Source organism: Lactobacillus sp. wkB10 (genome assembly GCF_000760615.1).
Classification (GTDB): Bacteria; Bacillota; Bacilli; order Lactobacillales; family Lactobacillaceae; genus Lactobacillus; species Lactobacillus huangpiensis.
Genome location: NZ_JRJB01000014.1, coordinates 14793 through 27793 on the forward strand (window position 1 = coordinate 14793; position 13001 = coordinate 27793).

Sequence of the window (13001 nt, forward strand, 5' to 3'; positions counted from 1 at the left end):
TCTCCTTATTTTTGTATGATATCACTGACTGCTGACATAAATGTTACTAAATTAGCAAATAGTTGCCGGTGATTTATGTTTTCGGGTAATTCCAGCAATACAACTAGTCTCTTAACTGGAGAGAGACTGATTTTAACCTTATATGATACATGTTCTAAAGCTTTGAAAATATTTGGACCTTGCAATTCACTAGATGCCTCTTTAGCAAACTCAACTTTTACCTCATGATCATTAACTTTAGTTATATTTCGTGCTTGAGCCAAATCTGCTTCAGCTTTTAGTTGTGAAACAGCTAGCAGATTTTCAACTGGCTCAGGATAATTGCCAAAACGATCAATTAATTCATCTTGAATTTGTTCGATATCATCAGTACCAGCCGTTTTGATCTTTTTATAAAACTCTATTTTTTCCTCCTGGTCGCTAATGTAGTCATCAGGAATATATGCTTCGAGTCCTAAATTGATTTCAGCATTACTTTTTTTAACTTTCTTTTTACTTTTACGGTTTTTAATTGCATCAGACAGCATCTGAGAGTACAAATCGTAACCTACGCTGTCAATAAAGCCATGCTGCTGTGCACCTAACATATTGCCAGCTCCACGGATTGATAAATCTCGCATAGCAATTTTGAAACCGGAACCCAGTTCAGTAAAATCGCGAATAGCATCCAATCTTTTTTCACCGACTTCTGTTAATACTTTATTAGGCTGGTATAAAAAATAAGCATATGCTAAACGAGCACTGCGTCCGATTCTGCCACGCAATTGATAAAGCTGACTTAAACCATAGTGATCTGCATTTTCAATCAACATAGTATTGACATTAGGCATATCAATACCAGTTTCGATGATTGTTGTGGTAACTAAAATATCAAATTCTCTGTTTAAAAACCGATACAAAATATCTTCCATTTGATTTTTGCTCATACGGCCGTGGACACTAACAATTCTAGCACTTGGCATTAGATTCTCTAATTCTGTTACTACGTCATCAATGTCACCGATATGGTTATGCAGGTAAAAAACTTGACCACCGCGCGCAATTTCTCTCATACAAGCTTCCTTAATTACACTCGGTATTTGTTCCATCACGTAGGTTTGAATAGGATAACGATTGGATGGTGGAGTTTCCATGACTGACAAGTCTCTCACGCCAATCATTGACATGTGCAAAGTCCGTGGAATTGGTGTTGCAGTCAAGGTTAAAACATCAATATTTGCTTTTAGTTCTTTTAGCCTTTCTTTATGCTTCACGCCAAATCTTTGTTCTTCATCAACAATGAGCAACCCTAAGTCCTTAAATTTTACATCCTTTGAAAGCAACCGGTGCGTACCCACCACTAAGTCAATTTTGCCTTGTTTCAATCCTTCTGTTATCTTTTTAGCTTCAGCAGGTGTTTGAAAGCGAGAGAGAACAGCATAATTGACAGGAAAATTTTTAAACCTGTCCTGAATCGTTTCATAATGCTGTTGCGCCAAGATTGTTGTAGGTACTAAAAACGCCACTTGCTTGTTATCTTCTATTGCCTTAAATGCTGCTCTTAAAGCAACTTCTGTTTTTCCAAAGCCTACATCCCCCACAAGCAAACGATCCATCGGTTTTTCCTGCTCCATATCGTGCTTAATTTCTTTAATTGAGCGCAACTGATCAGGCGTTTCAACATAAGGAAAAGCATTTTCGAATTGTCGCTGCAGGTCATCGTCTTTCGAAAAAGCAAATCCCTTTTCTGATTCTCTTTTTGCATACAAATCAATTAAGTCATCGGCTATATCTTCAACTTTAGATTGGACCCTGCTTTTTGTCTTAGCCCACTCGCTACCGCCAAGTTTATTGACGTGTGGTCTCTTGCCCTCTGAAGAAACGTATTTTTGCACCAATTTTAGTTGATCTGCTGGAACAAATAACTGATCCCCGTGCTGGTAAGTAATGGTAATATAATCTCTTTTTACACCATTATTTTCTAAGGTCTTTATTCCCTCAAAACGTCCAATTCCGTGATTAACATGAACAACATAATCTCCTGGCTTTAGTTCAGTGTAACTCCGTAATCTTTGAGCATTCTCCATAGTTTTGATTCGTCGATTATGGTGAGTTACCTTATTAAAAAGTTCTCGCTCAGTTAAATAAACTAGGTTATTATTAGGGAAACTAAAGCCGCTAGCAAAACCGCCAACCTTAATTTGAGTTTGATTTTCCACTAAATTATTTGACTGTACGATGGGGACATCCATGCCAAACTCAGCCATTGTTTGGCTAATTTGATTGGCTCTTTTGCTGTTATCGGCTTGTAAAATTACTGTCTGATTTTTTTTCTGATATGACTCTATTTCCGACTTGATCAAAGGCATTTGGCTGAAAAATTGCTGAGGTTCTCTAGTCTGCCAATCAAATAACTGCCCTAGTTTTATACGGCCGATACTGCGCTGAAATAACGAAAAATAAATATGATTATGTTTGTCTTGTGACCAATTTTTATGAAAGTCACTGCGCAATTCTTGTCCCGGAATCATTGCTCCTGTTTTCAATTCATCGTCAATGAAACCTGCGTTTTGTTCATTGACACACTTAACAGACTGCTCAATTAAAGGCCAGTCATCCAGCATTACTATTCCTGAATCTGACAAGTAATCTAATAGATTTTTAGGTTCAGCTATTAAAAAATCTGCCAAAAAAGCGTAATTTTGCGGTAAAGACCCATTTTCCAAAGCATCTAAGGATTCTGAAAAATGATTATTAACATCTTTTTCAGGTGCAGGAGAATCTGCTATAGCTTTTCTTATCTTTTGTGCTGCTTGTTTGAAATTATTAGCTGAAAAAACTCGATCTTGGGCGGCAGTTACAACTAATTGGTCAATTTGCTTTTGACTACGTTGACTAGTTAAATCAAATTCCTTAATGGTATCAATTTCATCACCAAAAAATTCAATTCTAACAGGGTTTTCTCTATCAAGAGGATATATGTCTAAAATATCTCCTCGTAACGCAAACTCTCCTGGTTTAGCGACCAGATTTTCGCGGTGAAATCCTACTTGCACAAGCCAGCTAGTAAGTTCATCCAGGTCATATTCATTCTCTGGAACGAATTTGCGTCTTGCTTCCTTATATTTTTCCGGAGCAGACAACTTGTATTGCAATGCCTGTGGTGTGGCAACGATAATGCCCGGTTTTTGACTTAGTAAAAAATTAAGTGCTTGAATGCGGCTGCTTAATTCGTCAGGTGAAGTGACAGCAGTTTGAGTTGCAATTGATGCGTCAACAGGAAAAATTTGTATGCTCTCTTCAGGCATAATAGCATCTAATTCACTGTAAATTTTTTGCGCCTTATTTTCGTTTTCCTCAAGCAAAATTAACGGCTCATTCAAAGTCTTTACTATTTGGCATAAAAGCAAGTCAAAAGCACCGGCATTTGCTCCGGTGATTAAAGAATTTTTTACTTTGCTAATATTGGAAATAAAATTTATCAGATCATGATCTTTTTCTAAAATATTTGTTAAACGCATCTTTAATTATATTTGTTCATTAAATACTGTGAGCTTTTTCCAGCAATAAAGTCAGTTATAACTTCACTTGCTTTCATAAAAGCTTCATCCATCAACTTTTTTTGCTCAGTATTAAATTGTGATAAAACCCATGAAACGACGCTGGCTTCTGTAACATTATCTGGATGTCTAATACCAATTTTCAACCTGTTAAAGTCGTTAGTGCCCAGATCACGTATAATACTTTTAATACCATTATGACCTCCGGATTTGCCATTTGCACGTATGCGGATTTTCCCTAAAGGCATGTCCATATCGTCATGAATAATCAAAATATCCTGTGGATCCACTTTAAAAAAGTGGGCAAATTGCGCAACAGATCTTCCTGAATCATTCATAAAAGTTTGTGGTTCCAACAAGATAACATCAGTGCCAGCGATCTTTTGCTTCGTATACTTTCCTTCAAACTTTTCTCTTTCAAGGCTTAACTTATTTTCTTGTAAATAATGGTCTAAGGCCATAAAACCGGTATTATGTTTTGTTCCATCATATTTTTTACCTGGATTGCCTAGTCCTGCTATAATTTTCATCTAATTTCCCCTTATTTTTTTATCGTAATAATGATAGCACAATCAACAGATTTAATTTTTTCAAAGACTATTACACTTTGATTTCATTAGCCAATTTAGCTTTTTAAATTGTACTGCAAGTGCTAAAATCTATCTGAATAGTTATTTTCCTTTCATATTTATTTAATCCACTATCTTTTTATGATATAATTGTTGGGATTATTTTTACAACGGAGGCAGTTTCATGCTTATCAAATCTTTAGTTAGAAAAAAAGATTATTTAACTACAGTTAACGAACACGCTACGCTTGAAGAAGCATTAAAAATTCTGGAGGATTCTGGGTTTAGATGTGTACCGATTTTAGATGATACCGGCACTATTTTCCGCGGTAATATTTATAAAATGCACATTTACCGCCATAAATCTCAAGGTAAGGACATGAGCCTGCCAGTTACATATTTATTAAAAAATGCAACGAAAACTATCAAGGTTAATTCACCATTTTTTAAAGTTTTCTTCACAATTAAGGATTTACCTTACATTTCGGTTTTAGATGAAGAAAATAAATTTTATGGCATTCTAACTCACTCGAAATTACTTGGTATGTTATCAGAGGCTTGGAATATAAAAACAGGATCCTACGTACTCACTGTTTTAACTGATGACTCACAAGGAAATCTGGCAAAGATGACTAAAATCATCAGTAAGTTTTGTGCTATAGCTGGTGTAATGAGTCTTGACGCATCTACAGCCGGTGAAACAAACAATGCTGTGAGACGTATCTTATTTACATTACCGGCAGGACTTACTGAAGACACCTTAAAAGAAATTGTTAGGCGTCTTGAACGTAAAAGTTATGTTGTGGCTGAAATTGAGGATCTTCAAGCCGGGATGACACTTATGAGTGATGAAAATCCTGGTGTTTATATTAATCAAGAAGATAACAATTAAATATCACCATTATAAAAAGAGCACATCAGCTTGATGTGCTTTTTTGCTTGCCTATTACTAATTATAGTATTTTCGCGGCAAGCGATCATCCAGTAAACAGGCAACTTCATAATGAATGCTGTCAACATAATCTGCTGCTTTTTTGATACTGTTTGGTGCATCTGGATCATTTGAAATCAAAACAACTTTTGTTCCCACAGGCATTTCATAAGGCAATTGCACCATCAATTGATCCATGCACACTCGACCAACTATGGGACAATACTCAGAACCCACCTTAATTTTGAAGCCCTGAAATTTACGAATAAAGCCATCAGCATATCCAACTGGTACTGTACCAATAATTTGATCTTTATCAGCAATGTATGTAGAACCATAACCTACTCCCTGCCCTTTATGAATGGTATGGACCTGTACCAGCTCACTAACAAAGGACAGTGCCGGTTTTAATTTGATTACAGTCTCTAAATCAGGACTTGTCGGATTTGATGAAGGATTTAAGCCATAAATACCAATGCCAAAACGCACCAAATCACTGTGAACCTTCTTATCAAACACACTGGCTGCAGTGTTATCAACGTGAATCCACCTTGGCTTTAATTTCAACAAACTTTTAAAATGATCAAATCGGTCAACTTGACTCAAAAAGTATGAATCATCGCTGCTGTCTGCAGAAGCAAAATGTGTGAACATCCCTTCAACGTTGAAATTCGGATTATTCAATAAAAAATCGTTTGTAGCAATAAATTCTTCATCCTCGCTAAAGCCAATGCGTCCCATGCCAGAATCGACCGCCAGATGTATTTTTAATTGCAGATGGTTCTGACTTAGTTCTGATTCAGCTTCTTGCAGCCATTTTAAATCAGGAACTGCCAAAGAAATACCATTGACAGCTGCTAGCGAAGCATACTTTTCAGGAGTCACCCCCAAAACTAAAATTGGCTGGACTATCCCAGCTTGTCTTAATTCTATGGCTTCATCTAAAATAGCAACGCAAAACCCGCTGGCGCCGACTTTGACTGCTTCTCGAGCTATTCGTACTGCCCCATGACCATAGGCATTTGCTTTAACTACAGCAAACAACTTTTGTTCAGGTCTTAAATGTTTAATTTCTTCTTTGATATTCTGTCTGATTGCAGCTAAATCAACATATACTGCTGCAGGTCTATGAATTCCAGGAACCATTTTATTTCTCCAAAACAATTAATGTGACTATTTCATGTCTATCATGAGTAATACTGGGGAAAATCTTGCCGTTAAACTTAGTCGATGTTGTTATGGGGTGCCCTAATTCATCCCACAATGTTTCTATATCTTGCAAGCCTATACCTTTGCCAAATCCTGTTCCAATAGCTTTGACAAAGGATTCCTTGATAGAAAAGCGACCTCCCAAATATTCGGCTTTACGTCTGCCTGAGAGTTTTTGGTACTGCTCAAACTCCTTAGGAGTTAATACTTTACGAGCAAAATTATCTCCTTTAGCAATAATTTTTTCTACACGTTCAACTTCAACAGCATCAATACCGACTCCAACGATCATTTTGTTTTCCTCTTAATATCAAAAATATAATACTAAAAAAGAGTTGTAAATTGCCACAACTCTTTTTTAGTAAAAACGTTAACCTTTTTTATTTTTAATAACGAAGTTTTTGCCATTACCAGAACGTCGTGAATGCCCTCCACGGTAATTGCCACGCCCGCGACTGCGGTCGCCGCGATAGCCACCACGACTGTTTTTACCGCGACTATAACGGCCACGACCACCGCGACCACTACCTTTATAAGGAAGAGGTTTTTCAGAGCTAATTTTAACCTCTACATTCGAAGAGTCCTTAGACAAGTTCTTCAAAAAGGCAGACACCAAATCGACAGCTGAATAATTTTCCAACAATTCATTTGCGTCATCAGTATATTTTGTTAAATCCTCTTTCATTAGATCTTCAATCTTAGACTTAGCAACCTTAAGTTGACCACGCAAAGCCTGATCATCAGATGGCGGACGTAATGGCGTCATCTTTTTCTTAGTTAACTGCTCAATTGTCCTCATATAGCCAATTTCATTTGGCGTAACAAAAGTTATGGAACTGCCATTTTGACCAGCACGGCCTGTACGACCAATACGGTGAACATAAGAATCTGGATCTTGTGGTATATCGTAATTGTATACATGTGTTACACCTGAAATATCCAGACCACGTGCAGCTACATCAGTCGCCACTAAAATATCCAATTTTCCGGCACGGAATCTTTTTAACACAGTAATTCTACGTGCCTGTGATAAATCGCCATGAATCCCTGCGGCATTATAACCACGTGCCTGTAAGCCTCTGGTAACCTCGTCAACGCGCCGTTTGGTTCTGACAAAAACCACTGCCAAATCAGGACTTTCAACATCAATCAAGCGACACATGATGTCAAACTTTTCTGAATCTTTAGCACGCACAAAATACTGGTCAATTAAGTCAGCAGTCAATTCTTTAGTCTTAATGCGCACAATTTCAGGATTGTTCATGAATTTTTCACTAATATTCAAAATTGGTTTTGGCATTGTGGCACTAAATAATAAGGTCTGTTTACGGTTCTTAACGTAACTCAAAATACTTTCAATGTCTTGGATGAAACCCATGTCTAACATTTCATCAGCTTCATCTAAAACAATGGTATTAACATTTTCCAAATCAATCGTTTTACGTTTTAAATGATCAAGTAAACGTCCCGGTGTACCTACCAAAATTGCTGGTACATGATTTTTAAGAGAACGAATTTGACGACCAATATCGGCACCACCATAGACAACCTGAACTCGCGCATTCTCGTCACGACCAAGTCTGAAAAGCTCTTCTTGTGTTTGAATAGCTAGTTCACGAGTCGGTTCAATAATTAATGCCTGAATTACTTTATTGTGTTTATCTAAATTTTGCAAGATCGGTAAAGCAAAAGCTGCGGTTTTACCTGTACCTGTTTGAGCCTGCCCAATTACATCTTTGCCAGCTAAAGCTAAAGGAATAGTTTGTTCCTGAATTGGCGTAGCCTCCTCAAAGCCTGAACGCTTAATTGCCTTTAACAGCTCATCTTTTAATCCTAATTCTGAAAATTTCACAAAATTCTCCTTATCTAAGCCGTTCTACTACTTTTTCCAGGTGCATCCCATGCGAACCCTTCAAAACCACAATATCGTTCGGCTTTATATCATTTTTCAAGTCAGTAATCATATGTTGCATTTGATCTTGGGTATAATAATGCAAGTTTTCCGGTTTATAACTCTCTTTAAGTACAGCTGCTAAATTTTTCATCTCTGTACCAAATAAATAAACTTCATTAATTACCTGGGGGTCGAGACAATCTGCCAGACCAGCATGAAGTGCAGCCGACCTGTTTCCTAATTCTAACATATCACCCAGAACAGCGATTCGCCGACTACCTGCAGGTACCTGAATCTGACCAAAACTAGTTATCACAGCACGGACGGCAGTAGGATTAGAGTTATAAACATCGCTCATGATGTCTTCTCCAACGTCACCTTTTTCCCATTCCATTCTGTCAGCCGTCGGAGTAAATTTTTCCAAAGCAGTAGCTATTTCTTCATCACTTTCACCAAAGTGCCTGCCGACACAAAGAGCAGAAAGTGCATTAGAAACATTGTGTTTACCAATCATAGGTATAGTAAATTTATGATCAGAGTTATTAATCGTAAATGTAGCATGATGTTTGTAGCTGCGATAGCCCGTTGCATAAACTGTATCATTTTTTGCAAAACCAAAGGTAACTTTTGCCTGTGTTATTTTATCAGCTCTTTCACGCAGAAGTGATTCATCACCATTATATATTAGTTCGCCATCTTCACGTAAAAAATCAGTAATTTCCATTTTAGCATCGGCAATTCCTGCACGCGAACCTAAAAATTCAATGTGTGCTTCGCCAATCATGGTGATAACTGTAACGTCAGGATGGGTCAATTCACTTAGTTTATGCAATTGTCCCGCATGATCCATACCCATTTCTAAAACCAAGATTTCTGTATTTGGTTTCATGTCTAAAATAGTCATGGGTACGCCAATTTCATTATTGAAGTTGGCATCAGTTTTATGAACATTAAATCTCTTTGCTAAAACAGCTGCCGTCATATCTTTAGTAGTGGTTTTACCATTTGATCCGGTAATACCCACAACAGTAGGGTTAACTTTATTTAAATAATACTGTGCCAGTTCCTGCATGCTAGTTAACGGATCATCAACTTCTATAACTGCAATACTATCAGGTTTATTAGGATGATCCTTTTGCCACAATGTAGCACTTGCTCCGTTGCTAATTGCACTATTGATAAAATCATGACCGTCTCTATCGCCTTTTAGCGGTACAAATAAGCCGCCAGCAGCGATTTTTCTAGAATCGAAGGCAACAGAAGTAATAACGGTCTGATCATTGCCTTCACACTTTGAATTTATTGCTTTGGATATTTCTGCCAGTTGCATTTTCATCTTTTTATCTCCTAGCCGAAAAGAGTTTTTTGCTAAAGTAATAATTATACTCCTTATTTAGGTAGTATAACAATTATGCTTTACATAAAAAAGCAGCCCCAATGGGACTGCCTTCCACCAGATTGAAGATATTACTTGTTGTTCATGCCATACTTCTTGTTGAACTTTTCGATTCGACCATCGGCCTGAGCAAACTTTTGCTTGCCAGTGTAAAATGGGTGAGAATCTGAAGTGATTTCAACACGAACTAGTGGGTAAGTTTTACCTTCATAATCCACTGTTTCTTTTGGCTTTAATGTTGAACCAGCAACAAATTTAGCACCAGTTGCTGAATCCATAAAGACTACTTGTTGGTAATCTGGATGAATATCTTGTTTCATAATTATTACTCCTTTGCCATGACTCCTATTTCAAGTCATAGATTAATCGATTAACGTTTAATACCTTATCATTTTTGATAATAAAATTCAAGACTTATTTATTATAGCAGCTGCATCAATTTAAAACAATGTCGCTTGGCTTAACTTCTTTGCCAAAGTATGGTTTGAGTTCCTTATTATAATCATCAGTGAAGAATTTTTTATTTGCTAATTTAGTAATTTCTTTATTCGTCCAATTTAAAAGAGACTTATTACCCTTTTTGACCGCAGGAGAAATGAATTGATTAGGTCCGATGTTTTTAATTCCAACAGTGTAATTAGGATTCTTCTTTACCCAAGCATAAAGATATGAATTATCATCTGCTAAAGCAGCAGCACGTTTGTTTTTAAAAGCGTTGAATTGCTGCGTTTTAGAGTCAAATTTCAACAAGTCTACACCGCCCTTTTTGGTAAAGTAATTTTCTGCCGTTGTGCCCTTGTTGACAATCAAGTTTTTACCCTTTAGCTGAGAAGCGCTTGTAATTGGTGCATTCTTAGGAGAAATAACTCCAACTGATACCTTCATGTATGGCTTAGCAAAGTCAACAACTTGTTTACGCTCAGGTGTTTGTGTAAAGTTAGCTAAAACAATATCAGCTTTATTTGAATTAAGAGTATCTACGCGATTATTCGCATTAACCTGGGTAAATTTCACTTTTACACCCAAATCCTTAGCCATTTGACGTGCAAGACGGACATCATAACCAACACGGTTGCCATGATCATCAACCCAACCATAAGGAGGCAAATCACCAAATACGGCAACTCGTAAAACTCCCCGCTTTTTAATCGTAGTCACGCTGCTTTCATTGGCATTACTGCTATTATTTTTTGAGGACTTAATACCAAAAAATGCGGCAACTGCAATAATTAAAACTACTAAAACACCAATAATAATATTTCTGCTTTTATTTTTCTTCATTATTTACTCCTTAAAAGTCCATACTAGTCAAGAAATCTCGAGCACGATCTGTTTGGGGATGTTCAAAAAATTCTTTACCAGGTGTATTTTCCAAAATTTTTCCTTCTTCCAGAAATAAAACCTGATCTGCTATTTGGCGTGCAAAGTTCATTTCGTGGGTTACGATAATCATTGTCATATGATCAACACGGGATAAATCAGTCATAATTTGTAAAACTCCCCGAACCATTTCTGGATCAAGAGAAGCGGTAACCTCATCAAAAAGCATTACTTCTGGGTGCATTGCCAATGCTCTGACGATAGCAATTCTTTGTTTTTGTCCACCAGACAATTCACGAGGATAAGAATCAACGTATTTTTCCAATCCTACTCGTTTTAACAGCTGCAGAGCCTCTTTTTTGACTTCTTCTTCAGATCTTTTTTGTACTTTTACTGGTGCCAGCAAAACATTTTCGAGAACCGTAAAGTTAGGAAACAAATCATAACTTTGAAAAACCATGCCGATTTTTTGGCGTAAGGCCTGCCAATTTTTAGCATCAGTCTCAATCTTTTGTCCTTTAAAGTAAAGTGAGCCACTTTTAAAATCTTCCAAGCCGTTTAAGCATCTAATTAAAGTACTTTTACCAGAACCGGAAGGACCTAATAATGTCAGCACTTCACCTTGATGAAGCGTAAAACTAATATCATGTAAAGCTTGCCAATCACCATAAAACTTGTTTAGATGTTCAACTCGTAAAACTTCTTTTGTCATTTATCTCACCTGTCCTGCTTTGCTGCTAGCCGTTTAGACCATACTGATAATGGATAATCTATTATGAAATATAGAAAGAAAATCAGACCGTAAATCCAAAAAACAGCTGTCGGATATTTTTGGTTATTAGCTTCAATAATCTGTTGTCCAATCGCGATGACATCCATAATACTGATCATCATTAATAAAGAGGTAGTTTTAATAACTCTTGTAGCCAGATTAATAGTTGCTGGTAACTCAAGTTGCACGGCTTGGGGCAATAAAACATAGCGAAAAAGTTGTACTTTGCTCAAGCCCAAAGCTAAGCCTGATTCTTTTTGGGCAATAGGAACTGATTCTATCGCTCCACGAACTATATCACTAAACTCAGCAGCAACCCATAGGGCAAAGGCTAAAACTGCCATCCAACTGGCAGGCCAATTGATATGAAAACTGCGCGGTAAAATATAGTAGAACAAAAATAATAGTACGATCGTGGGAACTATCCTGAAGAATTCCAGATATAGCCGCAAAATAAACCGAATTATTTTATTGGGTAAAGTGCGCAATACACCAAGTAATGTACCTAAAACAAGACCAATAACCAGACTAACACCTGCAATCCAAACGGAAGTCCACAAGCCTTGCAAAATTCTGCTAAAGTTATTGCCTGCAAAGAAAACATTAATCGCCGAATGTGCCATAGCGTACCTTCCTTTCTAAATAATTTAAAAGTAAAATAATTGGAATTAAAATAATTGCGTAGGAAATCACCAAAATTAACAAATACTCATTTGTCCGGTAGTACATTCCAATTAGGTCCAGAGCTGTATTGGTTAATTCAGGAATAGCAATTACTGAAAAAATAGAAGTCTCTTTAATCAGGAATATAATATTTGCTGTTAAGGCAGGCATACTTAGCGCAAAGCCTTGCGGAAAGACAACATAACGAGCTAATTGCAGATTGTTCATCCCTAAAGCTTTACCGTCATCAATCTGTGTTGCACTGACACCGGCAAATCCACCAGTAAAGCCTTCAGCCATATAAGCTCCACCAAGAAACACCAGACCAATAATTCCACACGTTTGGGCTGACATTTTTAGTCCAATAACTGGAAAAGCATAGTACAGAAAAAACAATTGAATTAATAAAGGTGTATTTCTTGCTAACTCTACATAAGCTGTTATTAGTTGACTCAAAATTGGTACTTTAAAATATTGAATTAAACTGCAGAAAACTCCTACTACAATAGAAAGAATTATTCCAACAACAGACAACCAGATAGTCAGCTGAAAAGCTTTTGCAAAAATAGGCAAACTTTGATTAATAATTTGCCAGTTCATTTTTAACCCCCTCTGCAGTACTTAAAAGGACTCATAAGTCTGCTTATTTATCACTGTAGTTCTCCCAAAACAAAAGGCCTGCGAACACTTTATTCGCAGGTCCTAAAT

General features: G+C 36.9%; 12 protein-coding genes. 1 reads left to right on the forward strand and 11 read right to left on the reverse strand.

The window, feature by feature from the left end; all coding sequences use genetic code 11:
• Nucleotides 1–5: 5 nt before the first annotated feature.
• Nucleotides 6–3500, reverse strand: coding sequence for a transcription-repair coupling factor (gene mfd, locus LACWKB10_RS08970; protein ID WP_034981433.1), 3495 nt, complete (start codon nucleotides 3498–3500; stop codon nucleotides 6–8).
• 2 nt (nucleotides 3501–3502) lie between these two features.
• Nucleotides 3503–4069, reverse strand: a complete 567-nt coding sequence (gene pth / locus LACWKB10_RS08975) for an aminoacyl-tRNA hydrolase (RefSeq protein ID WP_034981436.1) — start codon at nucleotides 4067–4069, stop codon at nucleotides 3503–3505.
• A 223-nt stretch (nucleotides 4070–4292) separates the two neighbouring features.
• On the opposite strand from pth, the gene cbpA reads away from it, so the two are divergent.
• Entirely contained in the window at nucleotides 4293–5000 is a 708-nt protein-coding gene (cbpA, locus tag LACWKB10_RS08980) for a cyclic di-AMP binding protein CbpA (RefSeq protein WP_034981438.1), read from the forward strand.
• 57 nt (nucleotides 5001–5057) lie between these two features.
• On the opposite strand, the gene alr is transcribed toward cbpA, so the two are convergent.
• The 9 genes from alr to LACWKB10_RS09025 all read right to left on the reverse strand — a co-directional run bounded on the left by alr (nucleotide 5058) and on the right by LACWKB10_RS09025 (nucleotide 12893).
• Entirely contained in the window at nucleotides 5058–6185 is a 1128-nt protein-coding gene (alr, locus tag LACWKB10_RS08985) for an alanine racemase (protein ID WP_034981440.1), read from the reverse strand.
• Nucleotide 6186: 1 nt separating this feature from the next.
• Nucleotides 6187–6540, reverse strand: coding sequence for a holo-ACP synthase (acpS, locus tag LACWKB10_RS08990; protein WP_034981441.1), 354 nt, complete (start codon nucleotides 6538–6540; stop codon nucleotides 6187–6189).
• A gap of 78 nt (nucleotides 6541–6618) precedes the next feature.
• Complete coding sequence (locus LACWKB10_RS08995; protein WP_034981443.1) at nucleotides 6619–8100, reverse strand: DEAD/DEAH box helicase; 1482 nt, start codon at nucleotides 8098–8100, stop codon at nucleotides 6619–6621.
• Nucleotides 8101–8110: 10 nt separating this feature from the next.
• The gene (gene murF / locus LACWKB10_RS09000) at nucleotides 8111–9478 is read right to left on the reverse strand and encodes a UDP-N-acetylmuramoyl-tripeptide--D-alanyl-D-alanine ligase (RefSeq protein ID WP_034981444.1); all 1368 of its coding nucleotides are present in this window, start codon (nucleotides 9476–9478) and stop codon (nucleotides 8111–8113) included.
• 131 nt (nucleotides 9479–9609) lie between these two features.
• The gene (locus tag LACWKB10_RS09005) at nucleotides 9610–9858 is read right to left on the reverse strand and encodes a type B 50S ribosomal protein L31 (RefSeq protein WP_034981446.1); all 249 of its coding nucleotides are present in this window, start codon (nucleotides 9856–9858) and stop codon (nucleotides 9610–9612) included.
• Nucleotides 9859–9973: 115 nt separating this feature from the next.
• Nucleotides 9974–10819, reverse strand: coding sequence for a transporter substrate-binding domain-containing protein (locus LACWKB10_RS09010; RefSeq protein WP_034981447.1), 846 nt, complete (start codon nucleotides 10817–10819; stop codon nucleotides 9974–9976).
• Between the two features lie 10 nt (nucleotides 10820–10829).
• Nucleotides 10830–11570: an amino acid ABC transporter ATP-binding protein gene (locus tag LACWKB10_RS09015; RefSeq protein ID WP_034981449.1), complete on the reverse strand. Its 741-nt coding sequence runs from the start codon at nucleotides 11568–11570 to the stop codon at nucleotides 10830–10832.
• A gap of 5 nt (nucleotides 11571–11575) precedes the next feature.
• The gene (locus LACWKB10_RS09020) at nucleotides 11576–12253 is read right to left on the reverse strand and encodes an amino acid ABC transporter permease (protein ID WP_034981451.1); all 678 of its coding nucleotides are present in this window, start codon (nucleotides 12251–12253) and stop codon (nucleotides 11576–11578) included.
• Nucleotides 12234–12893 carry an amino acid ABC transporter permease gene (locus LACWKB10_RS09025; RefSeq protein WP_034981453.1) on the reverse strand — a complete coding sequence of 220 codons (660 nt, stop codon included), beginning with the start codon at nucleotides 12891–12893 and terminating at the stop codon, nucleotides 12234–12236. Before LACWKB10_RS09025 ends, LACWKB10_RS09020 begins: the two co-directional genes overlap by 20 nt.
• Nucleotides 12894–13001: the final 108 nt, after the last annotated feature.